This is a genomic window from Streptomyces sp. CRN 30, from assembly GCF_034105845.1.
Genome location: NZ_JAVRHI010000233.1, coordinates 1 through 24792, shown reverse-complemented (window position 1 = coordinate 24792; position 24792 = coordinate 1). Strand labels below are relative to the sequence as shown.

Below are 24792 nucleotides of genomic sequence, written 5' to 3'. Positions count from 1 at the left end.
CCACTCCCACCTCCAGCACCACGTCGGCTCGGCCGTCGCCTACAACGTGTGGCAGTACTGCGAGGCGAGCGGGGACGCCGAGTTCCTGCACACCAAGGGCGCCGAGATGCTCCTCCAGATCGCCCGCTTCTGGGCCGACTCGGCCACCTGGGACGAAGGGCTGGGCCGGCACCGCATCCGCGGCGTGGTCGGACCCGACGAGTACCACGAGGCCTACCCGGACGCCGCCGGACCGGGCCTGGACGACAACACGTACACCAACGTCACCGCGGCCTGGGTCCTCACCCGCGCCCTGGAGGTGCTGCGCGCCCTGCCCGAGCCGCGCCGCCGCGAACTGGTAGAGCGCACCGAGCTGGACCGCGGCGAGCCGGAGCGGTGGGAGGAGATCTCCCGCACCCTGCACATCCCCTTCCACGAGGGCGTCATCAGCCAGTTCGAGGGGTACGGCGCCCTCGCCGAGCTGGACTGGGCGGGCTACCGCGAGCGGTACGGCGACATCCGGCGCCTGGACCGGGTCCTGGAGGCCGAGGGCGACACCGTCAACCGCTACCGGGCCTCGAAACAGGCCGATGTCCTCATGCTCGGCTACCTCTTCGGACCGGCCGAGCTGGGGGGACTGTTCCACCGGCTCGGCCACCGCCTCGACGACGACCTCTGGCGGCGCACGGTCGACCACTACCTGGCCCGCACCAGCCACGGCTCCACGCTCAGCGGCCTCGTGCACGGCTGGGTCCTGGCCCGCGCCCGCCGCGCCGAGGCGTGGTCCTACGTCCAGGAGGCGCTCAAGGGCGACGTCGCCGACCTCCAGGGCGGCACCACCGGAGAGGGCATCCACCTCGGCGCCATGGCCGGCACCCTCGACCTCGTCCAGCGTGGCCTGACCGGCCTGGAGACCCGGTCCGGCGCGCTGTGGCTTGACCCGGTGCCGCTGCCCGAGCTGTCGTCGTACGGCTTCTCCTTGCGCTACCGGGGCCACTGGGGTGTCCGGCTGCGCCTGGAGCGGGGGATGCTGGAGATCGCCGTACCGGCCTCCGACCGGCGGCCGATCGACGTCCGCCTGCCGGACCGGGCGGTCCGGGTGCAGCCGGGCGACAGCTGCCGCCTGGTGCTCCCGGACCGCCCGGTGCGGGCGTCCCGTCCCGGGGGCGTCAGCCCAGGGGGTAGCTGACCGTACGCGGCGAGCCGTCCGGCCTGCCGTCGGTGTACGTCACACTGATCCGCGTGAAGTGCCGCTCACCGGAGCCGTGCCCGCCCGTCGGCGCTTCGAGCCGCACCGTCACCGGGTACGAGCGGAACGTACCCGCCGCGCAGTACGGATCGCAGTCGTTGACCTGGTTCACGCCCCGGCCGACCGCCGTGTCCGCGTCCCAGCGTCCCCAGTGCAGGGACACCAGCCGGCTGTTGCCGTCACCGCAGGCGAGCAGGTGGCTGCCGGGCCGCACCTCGGACTGTCCCTGGCAGTCGGCCAGGACGGTGGTCCCGCCGCGGTGCCGGTGCGGATCCGGGTCCCCCGGCGTGGGTGCCGTCGCCGACGCCGCCGTCAGGGGCGCCGCGAGTGCCACGGCGGCACCGAGTGTGACCGCTGCCCTCATCGCATGTCCGCGCATGTCCGCTCCCGCCGTTCGGCCAAAGCCTCTTTCCGGTACGACGCTACGGCCGTGTCCGCCGACGCACCACTCGGACGGCGTACGGCCGGGCCGGCCGCCCGGTGTCAGAAGGCCACCGGGTCGCGGACGAGCGGGCAGGTCATGCAGTGCCCGCCGCCCCGGCCGCGGCCCAGCTCGGCGCCGACGATGGTGACGACCTCGATGCCCGCCCGGCGCAGCAGCGCGTTGGTGTGGGTGTTGCGGTCGTAGGTGAAGACCACGCCGGGCTCCACGGCCACGGCGTTGTTGCCGCTGTCCCACTGCTGGCGCTCGGAGGCGTAGACGTCGCCGCCGGTCTCCACCACCCGCAGCGAGTCCAGGCCGAGCGCGCGGGCGACGACTTCGGTGAAGGGCGTCGCGCCCTCGTCCCGCACCTCGATGCCGGGTGCCCGGTCGGCGGGCCGCAGCGAGAAGGTGCGCACGGCGTCCATGATCCGCGGGTACAGGGTGACGACGTCCCGGTCGGCGAAGGTGAAGACGGTGTCCAGGTGCATGGCCGACCGCAGGCGAGGCATCCCCGCGACGATCACGTGCTCGGCGGCGCCCTGCCGGAACAGCGCCGCGGCGACCTGGGTGATGGCCTGCCGCGAGGTGCGTTCGCTCATGCCCATCAGGACGACACCGCCGCCGACCGGCATGATGTCGCCGCCCTCGAAGGTGGCCTGGCCCCAGGCGAGTTCGGGGTCGCCCCACCACACCGTCGACCCCTTGAAGTCGGGGTGGAAGAGGTACACGGCCTTCATCAGCAGCGTCTCGTCGTGCCGCGCCGGGTAGTACAGCGGGTTCAGTGTCACCCCGCCGTACAGCCAGCAGGTGGTGTCCCGGGTGTACAGGGTGTTGGGCAGCGGCGGCATCAGGTACTCGCGCGCGCCGGTCGACTCCCGGGCGAGCGTCACGTACCCGGAGCGGAAGTCGTCCGGCAGGTCGGCGGTGGCGAGCCCGCCGATCAGGTACTCGGCGAGCCGCCGCGGCTCCAGGGACTCCAGGTAGGCGCGGGTGGCGTCCAGGAGTCCGATGCCGGTCTGGTTGGCCACGATCTTGCGGTCCAGGAGCCAGCTCCTCGCCTCGGGGATCGCCATGGTCCGGGCGAGCACGTCGTGCAGTTCGACGACGTCCACGCCCCGCGCGCGCAGGGCCGCGACGAAGTCCGCGTGGTCGCGCTGGGCGTTCTCCACCCACATCACGTCGTCGAAGAGCAGGTGGCCGGAGTTGGTCGGGGTGAGCCGCCGGTGCGCCAGCCCGGGGGAGCACACCAGGACCTTGCGCAGGGTGCCGACCTCGGAGTGGACGCCGAGGGCCGGTCCGGCGGTGCTGTGGTCGTCGGTCACGTGACCTCCAGGTGTGGTGCGTTCACAGACTGATCCAGCCGGCGGCCAGGGCGACGACGCCGAGCACCGCGCCCGCGACGGAGACGGCCAGCACGACCAGTTCGGCGGGGGAGAACAGGCGCCGGCCCTGCTCCCGGCGGGCCATCACGAACAGGACGGTCGCCGGGGCGTAGAGGACGAACGACACCAGCAGGTACTTGAGGCCGGCCGCGTACAGCAGGAACGCGGTGTACAGCGTCGCCAGCGCCGCGACGGGGGTGCGGGCGCGGGCCCGTACCGCGAAGGCGGCGGCCAGCAGGTACGGGATCAGCGACAGCGCGCTGGTCAGGTTGAGCGCGAAGTCGAAGGCGTCGTCGGAGAAACTGGTGACGATCAGCACCGCCTGGGTGAGCAGCGACGTCATCAGCAGCGCGGGTACGGGCACGTCCACGGCGTTGGCGCGGCGCAGGAAGCGCGGCATGTCGTCGTCCTGGGCGGCGACGAACAGCACCTCGGCGGCCATCAGCGTCCACGCCAGGTAGGCGCCGAGCACCGAGACGATCAGCCCGACGCTGACGAAGACCCGTCCCCAGGTGCCGACCGCCGACTGCAGGACACCGGCCATCGAGGGCTGGCTCAGCCCCGCGATCTCGCTCATCGGCAGGATGCCGTACGACACGATCGTCACCGAGGCGAAGACGGCGAAGACGCTGAGGAAGCCCAGGACGGTCGCCCGGCCCACGTCGGAGCGGCGCCTGGCGTGCCGCGAGTAGACGCTGGCGCCCTCCACCCCGAGGAAGACGAAGACGGTGGCCAGCATCGTGCCGCGCACCTGCGAGAAGAGCGAACCGGCGTAGTCGGCGCCGCCGAAGTTGCCGGCGAACACGCCCGGATCGAAGGAGAAGAGGGCCAGGATCACGAAGATCACGATGGGGACGAGCTTGGCCACCGTGACGACCTTGTTGATGGCGGTGGCCTCCTTCACGCCCCGCCGGATCATGAAGAAGAACGCCCACAGCCCCACCGAGGACAGCACGACCGCCACCGCGGTGTCGCCCTCGCCCAGCTCCGGCCAGATCGCGCCGACGGTCGACATGATCAGCACCCAGTACGTCACGTTGCCGACGCAGGTGCTGGCCCAGTAGCCGAAGGCGGAGAAGAAACCCAGGTACTCGCCGAACCCGGCCTTGGCGTACGCGTACACCCCCGCGTCCAGATCGGGCCTGCGCACGGCCAGCGACTGGAAGACGAAGGCCAGCATCAGCATGCCCGTCCCGGCGACCGCCCAGGCGATGAGGGCCCCGGCGACGCCGGTCTCCTCGGCGAAGCGGCTGGGCAGGGAGAAGACGCCGGCGCCGACCATCGACCCGACGACCATGGCGGTCAGGGTGAACAGCGGCAGTTTGGCGGCGGGCGGGGACTCCCGCCCGGCGTCCGGCGGTGCGGCCTCGGACATGGCGCCTTTCGGGGGTTGCTGAACAGTCACCGGGGAGGGTGGGACAGTGCGACCACTGTGCCCCGTATGTCTGTATCGGGCATCTTCTGGGGTGCCGTCGGGGGACCGGTCAGCCGCCGGTGCGCAGGTCGACCCCGCGCCGGGCCAGGGTCAGCACACCGACGACGACCAGGGCCACGCCGAGCAGTTGCGGCAGCAGCCACCAGCCGGTCCGCAGATGTTCGAGGTAGAGGAAGACGCCCAGCAGGAGGCTGACCGTCGCGTCCCCGAGGGTGAGCGCGGGCTGCGAGGCGACCAGCGGCCCGCCCTGCATGGAGTGCTCCAGCAGGAGGACGGCGCCGACCCCGGCCGCGGCGAACGCGTACGTCTGCCACGCGGTCAGGAAGCCGGTCACCCCGTCCGTGTCCAGCACCGCCATGGAGTCCTTCATCAGCGCGGCCGTCAGGGCGTAGCAGACCGCGGTGGCCGCGCCCAGGCAGCCGGCCCGCGCCTTGCCCACGGGCCGCCGCACCCCGGCCCCGGCGAGCAGCACGGCCGCCACGGCGCAGGCCGCCAGGGCCGGCCCCCAGCGCAGGGCGGACACCTCGGCCCGACCGCCGTAGGGGGACGCCGCCCCGAGCGCGACGCCGAGGCCGACCACCACGCCGGCCACCGCGGCCCACATCACGGGCGGCAGCCGGCGGCCGGTCGCGAGCGACGCGAGCAGCAGCGCCAGCGGCAGTTCGAGGACGAACAGCGGCTGGACGAGGGAGAGCGGACCGGTCGCCAGCGCCGCCGCCTGGCCGACCCCGGCGACGATCACGGCGAGCATCCCGGCGAGCCACACGGGCCGCCGCAGCAGGTCCAGGACGAGGGAGGGACGGAAGCCCTGGGACTGCGGCACGGTCAGCGCGGCCCGCCGCTGGAGCACGGTGGCCGTCGCGTTGCTGAACGCGGCGAGGAGCGCGAAGAGGACCGGCAGTACGACACCCATCCACTGATCCTCGCGGGGTTCGCGGGCGGGCGCGCGCCGGGCAGAGCGTGCGGGACGGCCCTTTGAACAAGTCGTTCACAATAACTGGTTGTCAACGGGTCGCAGAGCCGGACAGGATGGGGGCATGTCCACGAACCCGCCGCCGCCCGAATCCGGACCGTCCGCCGACGTCTTCACGCCACCGAGGGCGGAGGAGGCCCGCGCCCAGCGGGTGTACGCCTCCCTCTTCCGCATCGCCGAGCGCCACGCCGCCACCGACGCCCAGCGCCGCCGCCAGGTCAACCCCGCGCTCCTCGCCCCGCACGAGGCCGTCCGGCTCGTCTCCTTCCTGCTCAGCGGGGCCGCGCTGCCGGACGACGGCGAACCCGGGGTGGACCGCTCCGACATCACCGCCGCCCTGACCCTGGTGCCGCTGGTCCGCGGCGAACTGGACGAACTGGAGGCCGGGCTGCTGGCCATGGCCCGCGGCCGGGGCATGACCTGGCAGGAGATCGCCTTCGGCCTCGGCCTCGGCACGCCGCAGGCGGCCCGGCAGCGCTACGAGCGGCTCGCCGGCCGCGTCGACACCGACCCCGTCGGCACGGACTGACGCGCGGGGGGCGCCCGCGCGGCCGGCGCGGCTCAGAAGCACCTCAACTCCCTTGATCGGCACGGCGCGCGGCGCCGACGATGGACGCATGTTCGCACGACGCAACGCCCCGGAAGTCAACGTCCTCGTCCTGCGCGACGCGGACGTCATCGCCGCCGCCCTGCGCACGGCGCTCGCCGACGCCGGCCCGGAGGAGCGGCCGGGGCTGGAGCGCGCCGCCACCCTGGTCGCGCAGGCGGCGGCCGTGCCGGACGCCGCCCTGCGCGCCCGCTGGGTCCATGAACGGCTCACGGCCGCCGGGCACGAGGGACCCGTCGACTCCGTACGGGCGATCAAGGTGCTGCGGGAGTCGGCGCCGGGGCTCAGTCTGCTCTCGGCCGTTCAGTTGGCGAAGGACGCCGCGGCGCACCGCCCGTAGCGCGCCGGGCCGCCACCCCGTACCGTTCCGCGGGGCATCAGGTGGTGCGCCAGCGCAAAAGGGGCGCACGAAGTGATCGCGTGAGCCCTGTACGCGCCCCTGTGGGCGTGGGCACAATCCCCATGTAAGCGATCATGTGGCCGGGGCAGCGTCCCCCCGTCCCCCGGCCACCACCGAACCCCCGAGGAAGGCAGGTCGGCTGCCGTGCTGTTGCGTCTGCCCACGTCCGTGTCCGAAGCGCAGGAGTACCTCGCCCAGGGGGCGGTCCCCATAGGCGGGGCGACTCTCGTCTGGGCGGGCTGGCAACGCGACGGGTTCCCCGACCTGGCCATGTCCCTGCGGGAGTTGCCCGAGGCCAACGGCATCGGACGCGAGACGCTGGGCGCGGCCGTACTGCTGCACCGGATCGACGAGCGGGTGCCCGAGGTGCTGCGGCGGGCCGCCGGCACGGTGGGCACCGGGGCCGTGCGCCGCACGGCCACCGTCGGCGGCAACATCGTGGGCAGCACGCTGCGCTGCCTGCTCCCCGCCGCGCTGGTCCTGGACGCCCGCGCCACCGTGCTCTCCAAGGAACGGACCTACGAGACCGACCTCACCGACCTGCTGGCCGAGCGGCGGCTGCTGCTCTCCCTGGCCTGGAGCGCGCCGGTGGCCAGCGGGTACCGCAAGCTGCCGGCCGACGCGGGCGGCCCGCCGCCGCTGGTCGTCGCCACCGCCGTGCACCGGGGCGAGGACGGACGCCGCCTGCTGCGGGTCGCCGTCCGTGACGGCTACGAGGTGGTCGACGAGACCACCGGCCACTGCGCGAACGCCGAGGACGCCGCCGACGCGGTCGACGCCGGGGCCCTCGGCGCCCTCCCCGCCCAGGCGCGCACGGTGGTCCGCGAGGAGATCAAGGACGTGCTGTCACGCGCCGACGAGCGCTGAACCCCGGTCCGGGCGCGGGAGACCGGCCCCGTGACCGCCCGGAGTCCGCCGTTCCCGTGCGCGGGACTTGACGCGCACCGGCAAGGTCGGCCTACTGGAAGACGCGGCCGGGCGCAGCCGGGGGAGACGTCCGTTCCGGCACCCGTATGCCGATCCCCGCGAAGACGCAGGGCAGGAGTCCGATGGTGCGGCGTCGATGGGCGATGGCCCTGGTGCTGTTGGTCTCCTCGGTGCTGCTGAACCTCGTCGCCCCCAACGGCGGATCGCGCGCCGCGGACGGCGCACCGCCCCTGTCCGGCGTGTCCGTGATGCCCTCCACCGGCAGCGGTGCGGACAGCCACCGTGCCGAGAGCCTCACCGACCCCTGTCCGTGCGACGACGGCACCGCCACCCGCCGGGTCGCGGTGCGTCCCGCGCGTACCGCGGGCGCGGCCGGCACGGCCTGGGCTATCGCCCCCGTACGGGAGTCCGCGGCCGGCCGCGACTCGACGGATCTCCACGACGCGGCCGGGGCCGAACGGCCGGCGGCCGGCGCTCCGCCCACCGGAGCGGTACTTCTCCAGACGTTCCGCTGCTGAGCGGCGACAGCGGTAACCAGGGCCCGCGTCGTGCGGCCTGCCGACTGCCCGCTGCCGGGACGCGATGACCGACGGGCCCGCGTGTGTCCTCGACCGACCACACGGGAGGCATCAGCCATGCCGGGAAAACACATCGAGATTCTTCGGACGGACGAACTGGGTACCGACGACGTCAAGCTGTGGAGGGAGATCCGCGCCGGCTCGGGAGCACCGGCGAACCCCTTCCTCGACCCGGTGTTCACCGCGGCCGTCGGCCGGGTGCGGCCCGGGGTCCGGGTGGCCGTCCTGCGGGAGGACGCCGTACCGGTCGGCTACTTCCCGTACGAGAAGGGGCCGCTGGGCCGGGGACGGGCCGTGGGGCTCGGCGTCTCCGACAGCCAGGGCGCGGTCCTGAGGCCCGGGATCAGAATCGACCCGGGACGCCTGCTGCGGGAGTGCGGCCTGTCCTCCTGGGAGTTCGACAGCCTGGAGGAGGGACAGCACACCTTCGTACCGCACGCCGTGGAGGAACTCGCCTCCCCGGTCGTCGACCTCGACGACGGTTACGACCGGTACGCGCGGCGACTGCGCGCCACCGCGCCGTCGCTCGTCAGACAGTTGCGGGCCAAGGAGCGCAAACTCGCCCGGCGCGCCGGCGAGGTGCGGTTCGTCCTCGACGCCCAGGACCCGGCCGCGCTGCGCGAGCTGATGCGCTGGAAGTCGGCGCAGTACCGCCGCACCGGCCGGCGGGACCGGTTCGCACAGGAGTGGATCACCCAGCTGATCGGCCTGCTCGGACAGAGCGGCGAACCGGAGTGCCGGGGAACGCTCTCCGTGCTGTACGCCGGTGACCGGCCCGTCGCCGCCCACTTCGGGCTGCGCTCGGCCACGGTGCTGTCCTGGTGGTTCCCGGCCTACGACCGCGCCTGGGGCAAGTTCTCCCCCGGCCTGCTCATGCAGTTGCGGATGCTGGAGGCCGCCGCGGCCGACGGCGTGCGCACGGTCGACCTCGGCACCGGCCCGGCCCGTTACAAGGAGTCCCTCAAGACACGCGACCTGCGGGTCTACGAGGGAGCCGTGCTGCGGCCGGTACCGGGCGCCGCCACCTACCTGCTGGCCCGGGAACCGGCCCGGGTCGCCCGGCGGTTCGTACGCAACCGGCCCCGGCTGGCTGCCGCGGCGGCACGGACCCTGGCGGAGGCGGGGCAACTGCGCACCCGGATGCGGCCCTCCGACGGCGAGCGGCCACCCGGCTAGGGCCGGTCGTCACCTCACCGTCGTCCGTCCGGAGGCGCGGCGGTAGGCGTGCGGGCTCACCCCCGTGGTGCGCTTGAACCGCTCCCGGAAGGCCGTGGGCGAGCCGAACCCGACCTGCGTGGCGATGCGTTCCACCGGGTGACGCGTGGTCTCCAGCAGGTGCTGGGCCTGCCGGACACGGGCGCGGTGCAGCCACTGCAGCGGCGTGCTGCCGGTCTGCTCGCGAAAGCGCCGGATCAGCGTCCGGGTGCTGGTCCCGGCCTGCGCCGCGATGTCGTCCAGGGTGAGTTCCCGGGCGAGGTTCTCGTGCAGCCAGGCGAGCAGCGGTTCGAGGACGGAGCCCTGGGGGCGGGGAGCGTGGTCCAGGACGATGAACTGCGCCTGCCCGCCCTCCCGTTCGAGCGGCATCACCGACAGCCGGGCGGCGTCCGCGGCGACCGCGGAGCCGTAGTCCCGCCGGACCATGTGCAGGCACAGGTCCAGGCCCGCCGCGGCACCGGCCGAGGTGAGGATCTGCCCGTTGTCCACGTACAGCACGGCCGGGTCGACCTCGATCTCCGGGTGCCGGTCGGCGAGCAGACCGGCCGCCAGCCAGTGCGTGGTGGCCCGCAGGCCGTCGAGGAGCCCGGTCGCGGCCAGCGGGAAGGTGCCCGAGCAGATGGAGGCGATCCGGGTGCCCCGCGCCGCGGCGGCCCGCAGCGCGTCCCGGACGGCGGGACCGACCGGCGCGGTGGCATCGGCGGTACCCGGCACGATGACCGTGTCGGCGTCCTCCAGACCCTCCAGGCCCCACGGAGCGCGCAGCGTGAACGCACCGGCGTCCACCTCCGGCCGCTCCGCGCACACCCGGACGCGGTAACCGGGCCGCCCGTCCGGCAGCCGCGTGCGGGAGAAGACCTCGACGGGGGTCGACAGATCGAACGGGACGACCTGGTCCAGGGCCAGTACGGCGATGGTGTGCATGACGGGAAAGTACCTCGCCGCGCGGTGGCGCCGTACGGCCCCGGCCGGCCTCAGCCCGACGGGGCGAGCCAGGGCTGGGGGTTGGAGTAGTAGCCGTCGTAGATGACCTCGAAGTGCAGGTGAGGACCGGTGGACAGGCCGGTGGAGCCCGCCCGGCCGATGGGGGTGCCCGTCTCGACGGTCTGCCCCACGGCCACCTCGATCGACGACAGGTGACTGTACGTCGTCTGCAGCCGCTTGCCCTCGATCTCGCCGTGGTCGACGACGATGCGGTTGCCGTACGCGCTGGTCGACGCGGCGAACACCACCTGGCCGCCGCGGGCCGCGAAGACCTGCGCGCCCTGCGCGGCGGCGAAGTCGATGCCGGTGTGCAGCTTGGTCACGCCGGTCAGCGGGTGCTCGCGCGAACCGTAGGGCGAGGTGACGGTGAGCGTGCTCACGGGCGCGGCGAGGATGGCGCCGGCCGCGGTGGGCGCGCCGCTCGTCTCCTCCTTGTCCAGCGACGCGTACCCCGACAGCAGCCCCTTGACCTCCGTGACGTAGGTCCGAGCGTCGTCCGGGACGCCGCCCGCCTCCGCCACCTCGTCGACGCCGGTGGCGTAGGCGGCGAGAAGAAGGTCGACGAGGTCGCCGTTGACGCGGCCCTCGGTGCGCAGGTCGGTGACCTCGGCGGTCAGGGAGCAGTCCTGGCGGCCGAGGGCCATGATGGCGTCGGCCGGATCGCGGGGCGTGGAACGGCCGTTGCCGTCGGAGTCCTTGCCCCAGGTGTGCCACGCCTCGTCGGTGAAGGCGGCGATGCCCCGCTGGCCCGACAGCTTGCCCGTGTCGTCGGTCCAGCCGGTGAGCTGGTCGATCTGCGCGGCGAGCACGGAGGGCGAGACCACCTCGCAGTCGGCGGCGGCCTTGCGCAGCCACGGCACGTAGGAGGCGTCGACCCCGGGGGCCGCGGCCTGCTCCGGGCCGGCCGCCTGCTCGGACTCGACGGTGAAGCCGCCCGTCACGGCGAAGAAGGTCGCGACCCCCGTGAGGGAGACGAGACCGGGGAGCACCAGCAGGACGAAGGGGCCGGGCCCGCGCCGCTTCTTCTTTTTCTTCTTTTTCTCCGTCTCCTCCTGCGGAGGGGTCCCCTGTCCGACGTCCGGGTCCTGTCCGGTCGGCTCGGACGGGAGTTCGGGTTCGGGACGGTCCGCGCACGCCGGGGACGGCGGCCGGGAGGGCAGCATGCTCACGCACGGAAGGTAACCCGTGGCCCCGGCGCCGTCAGGAGACGCCGGGGCAGGACCGGCTGCCCACAAGGGCAGTCACCGGTGACGGAGCGTCAGTCCGCGGGCTTCTCCCAGACCGACACGTGCCCCGTGCTCTCGGTGGTGAACGGCGCCCGCGACCACCCCTCCCAGCGGTTCGCCGGCCGCAGCCCGGCGAGCCGCGCCATCAGGTCGAGCTCGGACGGCCACACGTACCGGAACGGGAAGGCCCGGTGCTCGGCGTGCCCGTCCACGACCGTGACGTAGTGCGAACTCATCGCCTGCGTCACGGTGTCGTACGTGTCGAACGCCCACTCCGTCGCACCGATCCGGAACGGCACGGCGCTCTGCCCGGGGGGCAGCCGGCGCAGGTCGGGCACCCCCACCTCGATCACGAAGTGACCGCCGGGCCGCAGATGGGCGGCGGCGTTGCGGAAACACTCCACCTGGGCGTCCTGCGTGGTCAGGTTGTTGATGGTGTTGAACACCAGGTAGGCGAGGGAGAACGTGCCCTCCACCCGCGTCGTCGCGATGTCCCCGATCGTCACACCGACGCCGTCGCCGCCGGGCTTGGCGCGCAGCCGGGCCACCATGGCCCGGGAGATGTCGATGCCGTGCACCGGCACACCGCGCGCGGCCAGCGGCAGCGCCAGCCGCCCGGTGCCCACGGCGAACTCCAGCGCCCGGCCGTCCCCGGCCAGTCCGGCCAGCACATCGACCGCCGGGTCCACCGCCTCCGCCCGGAACATGTCCGCCGCCGAGGCGTCGTAGGACGCCGCGACCTCTTCTCCGAAGTAACCGTCCTCATCAGGCATCCGGGGACCCTAGCGGCGCCGAGGCACCCGCCGCCTCCGGTTTTTCCCGGCCACAGGACGGGGGAGAACGGGTCGCCCGGGGGTCCGGCGCCGTGCGTCATCCCGGCACGACCGCTCCGCCTCGCGTGCCCGGCCTGGGCCTGTCCCGCCGCTTCTGCCATGAGGCCGCGCGGCCCTCGCCGCCGCCGACCCGGTGGACCCGGTCACGTGCCCGTACCACCAGCGGCCGTTCCGGGTCCTGCGCGCCGAGATCCGCACCCGGCCCGGCACGGCCCGCGCGGCGACCGGGCCGTGGCGCGGTCGGGCCGTGGCGCGGTCGGGTCAGCTTCCCAGCACCGCCCGCAGCGACGGCTGCAGCCGGTCGGCGTGGGCGCGGACCATGTCGTCGCACAGACGCCAGATGTCCTCCACCGTGAGGGTGGCGGCCGTCGCCGCGTCGGCCATCGCCGCGTGCCGGATGTGCTTCGGGTCGTCCTCCGTCGCCGCGCGGACCACCAGGTCGGTGGTGCTGAGGTAGGTCCGGTTCAGGGCCGCGAGCTGCGGCGGGAGCGCGCCGATCCGGGTGGGCTGCACGCCCGCCGCGTCCACCAGGCAGGGCACCTCCACGGCGCCGTGCGCGGGGAGGTTGTCGATCAGACCGCGGTTCGGGACGTTGCCGTAGACGGTACGGGGAGTGCCGGTCACCATGGAGTGGATGATCTGCGGCGCGTACTCCATGGTGCCCTCGACGGTCAGCGGCGCACCGCACGCGAGCGCGTCCCGGGTGCGCTCGTACTCGGCCACGTTCTCGTCGACGATGCCGAGATAGGCGCCGATGGGCAGCCGCAGCCGCTCGATCTCGCCCGGGTGGTGCAGGAACCACGGCACGTACTCGGAGGAGTGCTCGCTGGTCTCCGTCGGGTAGTGGCCGAGGCGCCGGTACATGTCGACCCGGACCCGCCGCCGCAACTGCTCGTCCCCGGCGATCAGTTCGTCGAGACGGGGATACAGGTCACGGCCCTCGTGCTCCCAGCGCAGCACCCACGCCTGGTGGTTGACGCCCGCAGCCTGGTAGGTGACCTCGTCGTAGGGGACCTTCAGCAGCTCGCACAGGCCCTGCATCGTCCAGTACACCGAGTGGCACAGGCCCACCACCCGGGTCAGGCCCGTGGCCTCGGCCAGGTACTGGACGTTCATCGCCATCGGGTTGGTGTAGTTGAGCAGCCACGCCTCGGGGCACACCTCGGCGATGTCCTCGCCGAGCGCCTTCAGCAGCGGGAAGGTGCGCAGCGCGCGGAAGATCCCGCCGACGCCCAGGGTGTCGCCGATGGTCTGGCGCAGCCCGTAGCGGGCCGGCACCTCGAAGTCGGTGCGGGTGGCCTCGCCCATGCCCACCTGGACGATATTGATGACGAAGTCGGCGTCGACCAGGGACGCGCGGCGGTCGGCGTGTGCCGTGATCGTGGGGGTGGCGCCGCGCTCGTCGGCGATGTACCGGGCCGCCGCCTCGGCGGTGGCGAGGCGCTCGGCGTCGATGTCGTGCAGCGAGATGTGCGCGGACTTCAGCTCGTCGAACGCGAACAGGTCGGCGAGCAGTCCCTGGGTGAAGACGACACTGCCGGCGCCGATGAAGGTGATCTTGGGCGCGGTCGGGTGAGCGGTGCTCATGCGGAATTCTTTCGGTCGCGGGTGACCTGGGCGAAGGCCTCGTCCCAGGTGGGCTGGGCGGGGGTGCCGCCGGGGGCACGGGTGGACAGCGCCCCGCAGACGGCGGCGAGTTCGAGCGTCCGGGCGAGCGGCAGTCCGGCGAGGAGCCCGGCGACGAAACCGGCGTCGAAGCTGTCGCCCGCGCCCACGGTGTCCACCGGGCTCAGGGGGAAGGCGGGGGTGCGGGTGAGGCTCTGCCCGTCGTGGCAGAGCGCCCCCTCGGCACCGTCCTTGACGGCGGTCACCGGGCCGCGCCCGGCGAGCGCGGCGGCGGCCTCGGCGAGGTCGGCGGAGCCGCCCAGGTGCCGGGCCTCGGCGGCGTTGGGCAGCAGGTAGTCGACGTGCGGGAGGACGGCGGCGAGCCCTTCCGGGTCCCAGTGCCCGGCCGGGTCGTCGTTGGTGTCGAGGGATGTCGTCGCCCCTTGCGCGCGGGCGGTCCGGAGCAGTCCGGGCAGTCCGGCGGCGAGCTTCGGCAGCAGGAAGTACGAGGCGGAGTGGACGTGCCGGGCGGCGCCCAGCAGCTCGGCCGGGACGTCGTCGGGGGTGGTGGCGGCCAGCGTGCCCGGCGCGGTGACGATCGCCCGGTCGTCGTCCCGGGTCAGGATCACGGTGAGCGGGGTGGGCAGGCCGGGGTCGAGGACCAGCGCCCGGGTGTCGACACCGCGCGCGGCGAGGGTGTCGCGGACGTAGCGGCCCGCGTCGTCGTCGCCGACCCGGCCGGCGAACGCCACCCGCAGGCCGAGGCGGGCCGCCCCGCAGGCCATGATCGCGGCGGAGCCGCCCAGGGTGAGCGCGCCGCCGGGGACGAGCTGTTCGTGCTGGCCGAAGGTGAGCGGGGCGTCGAGGGGGCCGACGACGACGTCGGGATTGGCGTCGCCGACGACGAGCAGGTCGAAGGTGTGCGGCATGGGCCTTCCTGGAGTTCGGTTTCCGCGGCCCTCAGCCTTTGAGGCCGCTGGAGGTGATGGACTGGATGAAGGTCTTCTGCGCCCCGAGGAAGGCGAGCAGGACGGGCAGCACGGTCAGCACGTTCCCGGCCATCACCGCGGACCACTTGGTGTGGTGCTGTCCCTGGAAGGTGGTCAGCCCCAGCTGGAGCGTGTACTGCGTGTCGTGGTTGATGGCGATCAGCGGCCACGTCAGGTCGTTCCAGGTGGTCAGGAACGTCAGCACGGCGACGGTCGCGAGGGCGGGCCGGGACAGCGGCAGCACGATCCGGAACAGCACCCGCAGCCGGGAGCAGCCGTCGATCCACGCGGCCTCCTCCAGCTCCCGGGGCAGCGAGAGGAAGAACTGCCGCAGCAGGAACACCGCGAACGGCGTCACCAGCGACGGCACGATCAGCGCGCCGAGCGTGTCGATCAGCCCCAGCTTCCTCATCACCAGGAACGTGGGGATCATCGTCAGCTGGAACGGCACGGCCATCGTGGCCAGCATCAGTGCGAGCAGCACCCGGGAGCCGGCGAACCGCATCCGCGCGAAGGCGTACCCGGCGAGCGAGCCGAACAGCAGGTTCGCGGTGACCGTGACGGCGGAGACGATCAGCGAGTTGGCGAACCAGCGCGGGAACATCGCGTTGCCCAGCACGTAGCGGTAGCCGCCGAGGTCGATGCCGGAGGGCCACAGCGCGGGCGGGAACCGGTTGATCTCCGCGTCGCTCATCACCGAGCTGAGCGCCAGCCAGACCAGCGGCACCGCGAACATCAGCGCCAGCGGCGCGAGCAGCAGGTGCCAGGGGCTGAACGGCAGTCCCCGGCGGCGCCGGGCGGGCACGGCCGACGGCGCGGAAGGGGCGGCGGCGGTCGCGGTGTCGGGGTGGGCGGAGGTCGCCGTCATCAGCGGGCCCCTTCCGTGCGGGGGCGCTCGCGGCGCCGGGCGAGACGGACGATCCCGGCGGCCAGGCCCAGGGCGACGGCCAGGACGTAGGCGGCCGACGCGCCGTAGCCGGCGGTGGCGTTCTTGAACGCCTGCTCCCAGATGAAGTAGACGATCACGGTGGTGGAGCCCAGCGGCCCGCCCTTGGTGGTGACGTACACCAGGTCGAAGACCTGCAACGACTGGATGATCTGCCACAGCAGCAGGAAGACGGTGACCGGGGTGAGCGTGGGCAGGGTGACGTGGCGCAGCAGGTGCAGCCGGCCGGCGCCGTCCAGCCGGGCCGCCTCCACCAGCGACTGGGGGACGTCCTGGAGCGCGGCGAGGTACACCACGACGCAGAAGCCCGTGCCGCTCCACAGGGTGACCGCGACCAGTACGAGCAGGGCCTGCCCGGGGTCGGTGAGGAACCCCTGCGGGGAGACGCCGAGGTGGTGCAGGACGGAGTTGGCGGCGCCGAACTCCGGGTCGAGGATGAAGGAGAACAGCACGCCCTGCGCGGTCGCCGACAGCACGAACGGTACGAAGATCAGGGTGCGGTAGCTGCCCACGAGCCGGATGCGCTGGTTGAGGGCCAGGGCGAGCAGCAGACCGCCGAGGAGGCTCAGCGGCACGTACAGCACCGTGTAGAGCAGGGTGTTGCGCACGGCCTGGCTGAAGTTCGGGTCCTGGGCCAGGGCGCGGTAGTTGTCGACGCCGACCCAGCGGCTCGGCGTGACGAGGTCGCTGGCCTGGAAGGAGAGCAGCAGCGACCAGACGACCGGGACGATGCTGAGGCCGAGGACGACGACGACCGCGGGGGAGAGGTAGGCCCAGGCGGTGGCGGTCTCGGCGCGGCGTCTGCGGCGCAGGGCCCGTCGCCGGTCCGGCGGGTCCGCGAGGGTGATGGCTCGGGGGAGACGCGGCATGTCGTTCTGGCTCCTCAACGCGGTATCAGCAGGGCGGCGTCGGCCTCGTCGGCGCAGGACCGCAGGGCCTCGGCGGGGGTGCTGCGGCCGAGCAGCACGGCGACGATGGCCTGCCCGAGCGCCTGCGAGACCTCCGGGTAGGCGGGGTGCACGGGCCGGACCCGCGCGGAGTCCAGGGCCCCGGTGAAGACCGACAGGCCCTCGGTCTCCTTCAGCCTGCGCCGCCAGGCGGGCTCGTCCTCGGTGCGGCGGCTGAGCGGGAGGCTGCCGGCGCCGACCGCCCAGCGGACGTCCTGGGCGGGCTGGGTCAGCCAGGTGACGAAGGTGCGGGCGGCCTCGCTGCGGGCGTCGCCGTTGTCGAACAGGGTCCAGGTGTCGGGGCCGGAGATGGTGACCGGCTTCCCGCTGAAGCTGGGCAGCGGGACGACGTGGTGGTCGACCTTCGCCTGCTCGATGTCGGGCAGCTGCCAGGGGCCGGTGGGCACCATGCCCATCCGCCCCGACATGAAGACCTGGTACATCTGCTCGCTGCCGGGCTTGGGGTCGATGTACACGCTTGCGTCGCGGGCGAGCCCGGCCACCACCTCCAGGGCGCGGACGCCGCTGTCGGCGAACCCGATGCCCTTGCCGCTGTCGTCGACGACGTCGCCGCCGAGGTCCCAGATCATCGGCCACAGCCGCCAGACGGTGTCCTCGTCGCCGGTGCCGGGCCAGCCGGTGCCGAACCGGCCCGCGGCCCTGTCGGTGAGGCGCCGCGCGGTGTCGGTGAAGTCGTCCCAGGTCCAGCCGGCCTCCGGCAGCTCCACCCCGGCGTCCGCGAACAGCCGCTTGTTGCATACGACGGCGAGCGCGTCGAGCACCGCGGGCGCGGCCCGCACCCGGTCGTTGACGGTGACGGCGTCGCGGGCCGCGGCCCAGTAGTTCTTCCACGGCGTGGGGCCGGAGGCGACCGTGCCGGTGAGGTCGACGACCTGCGGGCCGCGGGCGACCCGGGCCAGGTCGGAGCCGAAGATGTAGGCGATGTCGGGGTAGGAGCCGGCGGCGAGGGCGGCGGTCACCTTCTGCAGCATCACGTCCGAGAGCACGCCGCCGCCGAGGTCCACCTTGATCTTGGGATGGGCGCGCTCGAAGTCGGCGACGAGTTCCTGGAGCACCTTCTTGGCGGTGTCGGCCTGGCCGTGCCACACCTCGATGGTGACCGTGCCGTCGGCGGCGACCCCGTCGTCACCGCCCGCCGCGCAACCGGTCACGGCCGCGCCCGGGGCCGCCGCGAGCACGGCGCCCCCGCCGGCCCGCAGCACTCCGCGGCGCGAGGGGCGAACGCTGCGTGGGACCGCATCCATGACGAGCTCCCGAGAACTGGTGGGCACGGCCCCGCCTCGGATGCCGCGGGCGGATCCTGGCGACTCAGTCCGGACTCCTGGCGCGAAGCCAGCTACCGGCTGGGCGTACCTCTGGCGCCGGTCGGGGACGACGTCGGCGTTGACCGGGAGTAAATCGACCGGGTCCCGACCATGTCAAGGGTCCGAAACGTCGGAGTCGGTGATCGTGAGTGCTTGAAAAGAGGTTGTTGTGCGCAGAATCGATCACGATCAAGTATCTCGGGGATGCCGAACGCCCCCGGAGGCGGGTAGCCTCCGGGGGCGCGGTGTGCCGGACGGGTCACGTCACCCGGTCACGCGGTCAGGGCACGATCTTCAGCAGCCGGTTCGGCGAGCTGGTGCCGGGGCTGGTCACCTTGCCGGTGGTCGCGCCGCTGGTCAGGGCCGAGGAGACCTGGGCCGGGGTGGCGGAGGTGTGGCCCGCCAGGTAGACCGCGGCGGCACCCGCGACGTGCGGGGTCGCCATGGACGTACCGGAGATGGTGTTGGTCGCCGTGTCGCTGGTGTACCAGCCGGCGGTGATGGAGGAGCCGGGGGCGAAGATGTCCAGCACCGAACCGTAGTTGGAGTAGCTGGCGCGGGCGTCGGTGCTGGTGGTGGCGCCGACGGTGATGGCCTCGGTGACCCGGGCGGGGGAGTACGAGGAGGCGTTGGCGTTGCTGTTGCCCGCCGCGATGGCGTAGGTGACGCCGCTGGAGATGGAGTTGCGGACCGCCGTGTCCAGGGTGGAGGAGGCGCCGCCGCCGAGCGACAGGTTGGCGACCGAGGGGCCCGAGTGGTTGGCGGTGACCCAGTCGATGCCCGCGATCACGCCGGCCGTGGTGCCCGACCCGCTGTTGTCCAGCACGCGGACCGCGACGATCTTCGCCTTCTTGGCGACGCCGTACGTGGTGCCCGCGATGGTGGTGGCCACGTGGGTGCCGTGCCCGTTGCCGTCGGAGGCGGTGGTGTCACCGTCGACCGCGTCGTAGCCGTAGGAGGCGCGGCCGCTGATCTGCTGGTGGGTGATGCGGACGCCGGTGTCGATGACGTACGCCGTCACGCCGCTGCCCGCGGTGTCCGGGTAGGTGTACGTGCCGGAGAGCGGCAGGGAGGTCTGGTCGATGCGGTCCAGGCCCCACGGCGCGCTGGTCTGCGTGGTGTCGGCGATGCTGACGCGCTGGTTCTGCTCGACGGAGGCGACCGACGGGTCGGCGGCGAGGCGCTTCGCCTCCGTGGCGGAGAGACTGGCGGTGTAGCCGTTCAGCGCGCTGCGGAACGTCTTCTTCACCGTGCCGCCGTACTCCTCGACGAGGTCCTTGCCGGCGGCGGAGGACGCTTTGAGCCCGGCGTCCTTCTTGAGCGTCACGATGTAGCTGTCCTTGACGGCCGTGGGGGAACCGGCGGCGAGGACGGTGCCCTCGGCCGGTGCGGCCTGGGCGGGTATCGCGGTGAGACCACCGGTGAGGGCGGCGGCCGCGACGCCGGCTATCGCGGCGAACTTGAGTCTCTTGCTGCGCAGTTGTGCCATTACGAGGGGTCCTCCTCTAGGCAGCGCGCACCCCGGGTCGGGTACGCGGCTGTGGGGGGTGTGCGCGGGGATGCGCACACGGACCGGGGAGCGTCGCGTTCCGCTCCCGGACCGGGGAACAGCCTTGACCAACTACGGGCGTAGAACAAGGGACTTGAATGTCCGTCAACAAATCTGTCATGAGCATGAAATCTGTCAAGTGCGGGTTTCTGCCAAGCCCGGAACGGGCAGGAGCGGCGCCCCGGACCGGAAGGAGTCCGTGGCACCGCCCCGTGCGCTCCCGCCGTGCCGTCAGCCGCGCAGCCTGCGGGCGGGCAGCGCCACGTGCGCCGCCGACTTCAGCGTCTCCTCCTCGGAGGTGAACGCCGCCAGCGCCTCGACGTCGCCGGGCTCCGCGTCGGGCCAGGGCCGCGTGGTGAAGATGAGGTACGCGCAACCCCGCTCGGCGACCGCCTCCAGCCACGCCTCCGGCGGCACGAACTGCGCGGTCACCTGCGGCAGCGTGAGCACCGCCGCACCCGGCAGGACGAGCAGCCCGACCGGGAGGCTCGGCAGCCGCGCCGCGTCGACGAGTTCGTGCTTCGGCGGGATACCGGCGGCGGCCAGCAACTTCCCGGCGGCCTCCGACGCCGCCCCGGGTCCGTTCGCGCCGTCCCCGCGGGGGCAGGCGAGGATGTAGGGGATGCTGCCCTGGGGGTCCTCGCGGCTCCAGGACATGACGAGGAGCGTGCCCAGGTCTTCGGAACGCACGGGCTGGGTCTCAACTGGGGTGGAAGTCACCGCGGAACCCTATAAGCGGATTCCGGACCTTCCGGACCCCGCTCACCCGACCGGAGCACACCGGACACGACCGCCACACGAACGAGCGACCGTCCGCCCGCACCGCCCGGGAAACAGCAGGTGAACCGGTCCACCACGAAGTGGTAACGGTGGACAACCGTTCGGAACACGGTGCCGTCTACCCCCCCATGAAGATCTCTTTCCTCCTGCACAACGCCTACGGGATCGGAGGCACGATCACCACGACGTTCAACCTGGCCCAGGCACTGGCCACCGTCGGACACACCGTGGAGATCGTCTCCGTGCTGCGGCACCGGGAGCGTCCCAACTTCCAGCTGGACCCCCGGGTGGGCCTGAGACCGCTGGTGGACCTGCGGCAGGAGAAGGAGCACCCCCAGCATCTGCGGCCGGCCAAGGTCTTCCCGGCCGCCGAGTACCGGTACCGGCAGTACAGCGAACTCACCGACGAGCGCATCGGCGCCTGCCTCGCGGACATCGACGCCGACGTGGTCGTGGGCACCCGCCCCGGACTCAACGTGCACCTCGCCCTCCAGGCGCCGGAGCGGGTCGCCCGGGTCGGACAGGAGCACCTCACCCTCGACAACCACCCCTCGCGGCTGCGCACCGCCCTGCGCCGCGCCTACCGGCGGCTCGACGTGCTCACCACCGTCACCGAGGCCGACGCCGCCGCCTACCGGCGCAAGATGCGGCTGCCCGGCGTCCGCGTCGAGGCCCTGCCCAACAGCGTCCCCGACCCCGCCCTGCCGCCCGCCGACGGCAACGCCAAACTGGTCGTCGCGGCCGGCCGGCTGGTCCCGGTCAAACGCTACGACCTGCTCATAGAGGCGTTCGCCCGGGTCGTCGCCGAGCGCCCCGACTGGCGCTTGCGCATCTACGGCAAGGGTGAGGAACACGACCGGCTGCGCGCCCTCACAGAGAGCCTCGGCCTCTCCGAGAACGTCTTCCTGATGGGCGCCGCCGCCCCCATGGAGGCCGAGTGGGTCAAGGGCTCCATCGGCGCCGCCGCCTCCAACTTCGAGCCGTTCGGCATGACCATCGTGGAGGCCATGCGGTGCGGCCTGCCGGTGGTGAGCACCGACTGCCCCTACGGCCCCGGCGAGATCATCGAGGACGGCGTCGACGGCCGGCTGGTCCCCGTCGGCGACGCCGCCGCCTTCGGCGCCGCGCTCCTCGAACTGGTCCAGGACGACGAACGACGCCACCGGATGGGCCGCTCCGCGCTGGACAACGCCCGCCGGTTCGCCCCCGGCCCCGTGGTGGCCCAGGCCGAGCGCCTCATGGAGGAGGCGATCGAGGCACGGCGGGCCGGACGGCCCGTCAGCCAGGACCGCGCCCCGATGCGCCAGATCCTGGTCGGCCGGGGATACGCGGCGCGCGACGCCGTGCACGCCACGGGAAGCAGCGCGCTGCGCACGGTGCGGAAGGGACGACGATGACCACGGAGAACACGACGGACCCCCGCGTCGACTGCACGGTCACCGCGGACGGCCTGATCACCTTCGGCCTGCGCCTTCCGGCGGCGGCCCCCGGCACCCGGCTGCTGCTGCGGCTGCGCCCCAAGAAGGGACAGCCGGAGCGGACCCTCCACTTCCTGCCCCTCGAAGCGGCGGGGGAGACGGACGACGGACGGCACACCGCCGTCCTGCCGGTCGGCACCGTCCTGGCGGAAGGCCGGTGGGACGTGTACCTCACCGACGGACCGGACACCGCCCGCCGCCGTCCGCGGCCCGGACCGCGGGACCTGCGCGCCCTGGTGGACGGAGCGGCCCGCGACCGCACCGCGCCGGTCGCCGTCCGCGTCCCCTACGCCACCAAGGACGGATACCTCGCGGTCCGCGCCTGGCTGCGCGACGCCCACGCCGAGACCGGCCGCGTCACGGTCGCCGACGGCACGCTCACCGTCGCGGCCCGGCTGCACGGCGCGTCCCTCACCGACGACGCGGCCGTCCTGCTCCGCCCGCGCGGCACCGGCACCGAACGGCTCCTCCCGCTCCGCGCCGCCGCCGACCGCCGGGACTTCACCTTCACGGCCGATCTCGCCGAACTCGCCGCACCGGCCGGCGACACCGGCACCGCCACCCGGATCTGGGACGTCTTCGTCCGGCCGGACGGGACATCGGCCCGGGTCCGCGTCGCCCGCCTCCTCGACGACGTGGCGGACCGCAAGGACGTCCACGTCCTCCCCGCCGCCACCGTGGCCGGGACGGTCCTGCGGCCCTACTACACCGTCGACAACGACCTCGCCGTGACGGCCGCCCCGGCCGGCTGACCTCACACCGTCCGCACGGTCACCCGCTGGGTGGCGCCCGCCTCCGCCGTGAGATCGCCGAGGACCAGCGTCAGCTCCGGACCGGGGACGGCCCGTACGACCGTCCCCGGCCGGCCGGTGACCGCGGTGACCCGGTGCCGCCAGGTCACGGTGAGCGAGGTGAGCGCGCGGGCCGGGTCGCTGACGCAGAGCACCGCCGTACCGCCGCGCAGGTGCCGCACCAGCACCGAGCACGGGCCGCTCACGGTGAGCGGGCCCGCGCTGCCCGCCGCCCAGAAGTTGACGGCGGTCAGCCCCAGGGCCGGCACCCGGACGCCCTGCGCCCGCGCGGTGTTGACCAGCGGACGGTAGTGACCGCCGGCCCTGGACCCGGTGCGCACGGCGCCGGCGCCGGGCAGCAGGACGTAGGCGTAGCGGCCGTCCACCGGGTCGGTGCCGTGGTCCACGCGGAGGGAGAGGTAACGGTCGGTGCAGGGCTCGGTGGAGGCGCCGCTCCTGATGTCGCTCCAGCGGCCGGTGCGTTCCTCGCGCAGCGCCGTGACGTCCCCGCCCGAGGGGAAGACGTAGCCGGCGTGCCCGGCCAGGTGCGCCCAGCCGGGACCGGCGAGCGTCCGTTCCCGGCCGAGGGCGTCGGGCGCGCGGACGCCGTCCACCGTGAGGGCCTCCGTACCGGCGGTGCCGAGGCGCCGGTTGTCGACGACCGTGACGACCGGTGCGCCGTCCGTGGCGGTGATGCCCGCGCCCAGGCACAGGACGCCCTCGTCGAGGAAGAACCAGGACTTGCGGGCTTCGAGCGTCGACGCCAGGCCCTTGAGGTGCTGGCCCACCGCGGCGTACGTGCCGTCGGTGGCGCCGCCGGTCCACCGCGCGTCGGGGCGGGCGGCGCCCCACGGCCCGCCCTCGCCGTCGGCGAGCCGCTTGAGCGAGACGGTGGTGCCGGGCAGCCGGTAGGGGTCGACGGTGGCCCAGAAGGTCCGTGAGTACTGCTCGGCGGTGCGGTCGTCGCCCCACCAGGCGAGCAGGCCCGCGCCGGTGTGGAAGCCGCGCAGGTTCTCCCCGCCGCCGCACTCGTAGTGCGCGATGCGGTCCGAGGCCATCGACAGACACGCCGTCCAGCCGTCGCGCCGGTGGACCGCCCGGTCCTGGCCGGGGAAGAGCCGGTGCCCGACCGGCTCGGGCAGCGGGGTGACGGCGGTGTCGGCCAGGACGCCGTGCAGCAGGGCGAGCCCCGCCACGTCGAGCACCGGGTCGGTCTCCGCCGGGCGGACCCGGCCGCGCTGGATCCACCCCTTGGCCAGGGCCCGCCAGCGGGCCTCGCGGGCACCGCCCGCCGCCCGGCCGAGGGCGAGGACCGCGGCGACGACCGCGTGGCCGCGCGTGTGGTCGTCCTTCGGCGACGCGCCGGGCGGGGCGCCCCGGGAGACCGCGCGCCCCGAGACCGCGTCCATGCACAGCCCGTCGAGGACGAACGGCGCGTACGTCCGTTCCACGGCGTCCAGGACGTTGTCCCGGGCCGGGTCGGTGATCTCCCAGTCGGAGCCCGCCAGCAGCGCGAGGAGCAGGCCCAGCCCGGCGAGCAGCTCGGTGCCGTACGTCCCGGCGTACGGCACCGAGGTGTGCTGGAGGAAGGACCCGTCGCGGTACAGGCCGTCCCCCGAGGTGACGTACGGGAAGACGGGGGAGAGGGCGCGGGCGGCGAGCGCGAGGCGCCCGGCGTCCTCGCCCAGCAGCCCGCCGAGGGCGATCGTGCGGCACAGGGCCACCCGGTTGGCGCCGGTCGACGTCCCCGTGTACGGGCCCACCGCGTCGTCCGGCACGAAGGCGCGCACGGCTGCGGTGACCGCGGTGCTCAGCCCGGCGTCGAGGCGGTCGGCGAGGAGCAGCGCGGCGTCCAGCAGCGCGTGCGGGCCGCCGATCTGCCAGTCGTACCAGTTGCCGTACGGGGCGCGGCCCGCGTGGTAGACGTCGGTGACCACGTGCCGGAGCCCGGCCACCACGTCCCCGGCGTAGGCGTCGTCACCGGTGAGTCCCGTGCCGGGCTGGGCGTACGCCTCGGCCATGGCCCGCAGCCGCCGCAGGGACAGCTGGACGCGCGCCGAGCGGTCCGCCGCCGAGGCGTCGCCGCCGGGCTCCGGAGCCGTCCAGACCAGGTCGGGCCAGAGCGAGCCCGGCACGGGCCGCATCCCGGCGCGCCAGGCGGCCGCGCTGC

23 protein-coding genes are annotated in these 24792 nt (G+C 73.7%); 8 read left to right on the top strand and 15 right to left on the bottom strand.

The genetic code is table 11. The annotated features are described in order from the left end of the window. On the top strand, nucleotides 1–1168 hold a 1168-nt coding region (locus tag UW392_RS25070), incomplete at its 5' end, for a glycosyl hydrolase family 65 protein (RefSeq protein ID WP_320777374.1). Here the strand turns inward: UW392_RS25070 and UW392_RS25065 are convergent. The 4 genes from UW392_RS25065 to UW392_RS25050 all read right to left on the bottom strand — a co-directional run bounded on the left by UW392_RS25065 (nucleotide 1149) and on the right by UW392_RS25050 (nucleotide 5382). After that, entirely contained in the window at nucleotides 1149–1607 is a 459-nt protein-coding gene (locus UW392_RS25065; RefSeq protein ID WP_320777373.1) for a hypothetical protein, read from the bottom strand. The genes UW392_RS25070 and UW392_RS25065 overlap by 20 nt on opposite strands. Nucleotides 1608–1711: 104 nt before the next feature. Continuing rightward, the gene (locus UW392_RS25060; RefSeq protein WP_320777372.1) at nucleotides 1712–2974 is read right to left on the bottom strand and encodes an arginine deiminase; all 1263 of its coding nucleotides are present in this window, start codon (nucleotides 2972–2974) and stop codon (nucleotides 1712–1714) included. 22 nt (nucleotides 2975–2996) lie between these two features. After that, complete coding sequence (locus UW392_RS25055; protein WP_320777371.1) at nucleotides 2997–4409, bottom strand: basic amino acid/polyamine antiporter; 1413 nt, start codon at nucleotides 4407–4409, stop codon at nucleotides 2997–2999. 109 nt (nucleotides 4410–4518) lie between these two features. Then, nucleotides 4519–5382, bottom strand: a complete 864-nt coding sequence (locus tag UW392_RS25050) for a DMT family transporter (protein WP_320777370.1) — start codon at nucleotides 5380–5382, stop codon at nucleotides 4519–4521. A 124-nt stretch (nucleotides 5383–5506) separates the two neighbouring features. On the opposite strand from UW392_RS25050, the gene UW392_RS25045 reads away from it, so the two are divergent. The 5 genes from UW392_RS25045 (at nucleotide 5507) to UW392_RS25025 (ending at nucleotide 9130) form a co-directional block, all read left to right on the top strand. Continuing rightward, on the top strand, nucleotides 5507–5971 hold the full coding sequence (locus UW392_RS25045) for a DNA-binding protein (protein ID WP_320777369.1): 465 nt from the start codon (nucleotides 5507–5509) through the stop codon (nucleotides 5969–5971). An 88-nt stretch (nucleotides 5972–6059) separates the two neighbouring features. After that, on the top strand, nucleotides 6060–6389 hold the full coding sequence (locus UW392_RS25040) for a hypothetical protein (protein ID WP_320777368.1): 330 nt from the start codon (nucleotides 6060–6062) through the stop codon (nucleotides 6387–6389). Nucleotides 6390–6593: 204 nt separating this feature from the next. Then, the gene (locus UW392_RS25035) at nucleotides 6594–7316 is read left to right on the top strand and encodes an FAD binding domain-containing protein (protein WP_320777367.1); all 723 of its coding nucleotides are present in this window, start codon (nucleotides 6594–6596) and stop codon (nucleotides 7314–7316) included. A 182-nt stretch (nucleotides 7317–7498) separates the two neighbouring features. Then, nucleotides 7499–7894: a hypothetical protein gene (locus UW392_RS25030; RefSeq protein WP_320777366.1), complete on the top strand. Its 396-nt coding sequence runs from the start codon at nucleotides 7499–7501 to the stop codon at nucleotides 7892–7894. Between the two features lie 117 nt (nucleotides 7895–8011). Then, complete coding sequence (locus UW392_RS25025) at nucleotides 8012–9130, top strand: GNAT family N-acetyltransferase (RefSeq protein ID WP_320777365.1); 1119 nt, start codon at nucleotides 8012–8014, stop codon at nucleotides 9128–9130. Between the two features lie 9 nt (nucleotides 9131–9139). Here the strand turns inward: UW392_RS25025 and UW392_RS25020 are convergent, their stop codons facing one another. The 10 genes from UW392_RS25020 to UW392_RS24975 all read right to left on the bottom strand — a co-directional run bounded on the left by UW392_RS25020 (nucleotide 9140) and on the right by UW392_RS24975 (nucleotide 20293). Continuing rightward, nucleotides 9140–10093, bottom strand: coding sequence for a GlxA family transcriptional regulator (locus UW392_RS25020; RefSeq protein ID WP_320777364.1), 954 nt, complete (start codon nucleotides 10091–10093; stop codon nucleotides 9140–9142). 50 nt (nucleotides 10094–10143) lie between these two features. Beyond that, nucleotides 10144–11316, bottom strand: coding sequence for a M23 family metallopeptidase (locus UW392_RS25015; RefSeq protein ID WP_320777375.1), 1173 nt, complete (start codon nucleotides 11314–11316; stop codon nucleotides 10144–10146). 95 nt (nucleotides 11317–11411) lie between these two features. After that, entirely contained in the window at nucleotides 11412–12152 is a 741-nt protein-coding gene (locus UW392_RS25010; RefSeq protein ID WP_320777363.1) for a class I SAM-dependent methyltransferase, read from the bottom strand. Between the two features lie 321 nt (nucleotides 12153–12473). Continuing rightward, complete coding sequence (locus UW392_RS25005) at nucleotides 12474–13799, bottom strand: alpha-glucosidase/alpha-galactosidase (protein ID WP_320777362.1); 1326 nt, start codon at nucleotides 13797–13799, stop codon at nucleotides 12474–12476. Next, nucleotides 13796–14746: a carbohydrate kinase family protein gene (locus tag UW392_RS25000; protein ID WP_320777361.1), complete on the bottom strand. Its 951-nt coding sequence runs from the start codon at nucleotides 14744–14746 to the stop codon at nucleotides 13796–13798. Before UW392_RS25000 ends, UW392_RS25005 begins: the two co-directional genes overlap by 4 nt. A gap of 31 nt (nucleotides 14747–14777) precedes the next feature. Then, nucleotides 14778–15674 carry a carbohydrate ABC transporter permease gene (locus UW392_RS24995; protein WP_320777360.1) on the bottom strand — a complete coding sequence of 299 codons (897 nt, stop codon included), beginning with the start codon at nucleotides 15672–15674 and terminating at the stop codon, nucleotides 14778–14780. Continuing rightward, nucleotides 15674–16621: a sugar ABC transporter permease gene (locus tag UW392_RS24990; protein WP_320777359.1), complete on the bottom strand. Its 948-nt coding sequence runs from the start codon at nucleotides 16619–16621 to the stop codon at nucleotides 15674–15676. Before UW392_RS24990 ends, UW392_RS24995 begins: the two co-directional genes overlap by 1 nt. A 14-nt stretch (nucleotides 16622–16635) precedes the next feature. Further along, entirely contained in the window at nucleotides 16636–17964 is a 1329-nt protein-coding gene (locus UW392_RS24985) for an ABC transporter substrate-binding protein (RefSeq protein WP_320777358.1), read from the bottom strand. A 340-nt stretch (nucleotides 17965–18304) separates the two neighbouring features. Next, complete coding sequence (locus UW392_RS24980) at nucleotides 18305–19513, bottom strand: S8 family peptidase (protein ID WP_320777357.1); 1209 nt, start codon at nucleotides 19511–19513, stop codon at nucleotides 18305–18307. 291 nt (nucleotides 19514–19804) lie between these two features. Beyond that, on the bottom strand, nucleotides 19805–20293 hold the full coding sequence (locus UW392_RS24975) for a DUF5949 family protein (RefSeq protein ID WP_320777356.1): 489 nt from the start codon (nucleotides 20291–20293) through the stop codon (nucleotides 19805–19807). Between the two features lie 188 nt (nucleotides 20294–20481). On the opposite strand from UW392_RS24975, the gene UW392_RS24970 reads away from it, so the two are divergent. Both UW392_RS24970 and UW392_RS24965 read left to right on the top strand, forming a co-directional pair. Then, nucleotides 20482–21750: a glycosyltransferase family 4 protein gene (locus UW392_RS24970; protein WP_320777355.1), complete on the top strand. Its 1269-nt coding sequence runs from the start codon at nucleotides 20482–20484 to the stop codon at nucleotides 21748–21750. Beyond that, the gene (locus UW392_RS24965) at nucleotides 21747–22583 is read left to right on the top strand and encodes a hypothetical protein (RefSeq protein WP_320777354.1); all 837 of its coding nucleotides are present in this window, start codon (nucleotides 21747–21749) and stop codon (nucleotides 22581–22583) included. Before UW392_RS24970 ends, UW392_RS24965 begins: the two co-directional genes overlap by 4 nt. Before the next feature lie 2 nt (nucleotides 22584–22585). On the opposite strand, the gene UW392_RS24960 is transcribed toward UW392_RS24965, so the two are convergent. Beyond that, nucleotides 22586–24792 (bottom strand): polysaccharide lyase 8 family protein (locus UW392_RS24960; protein ID WP_320777353.1); only part of this gene is annotated, 2207 nt, incomplete at its 5' end.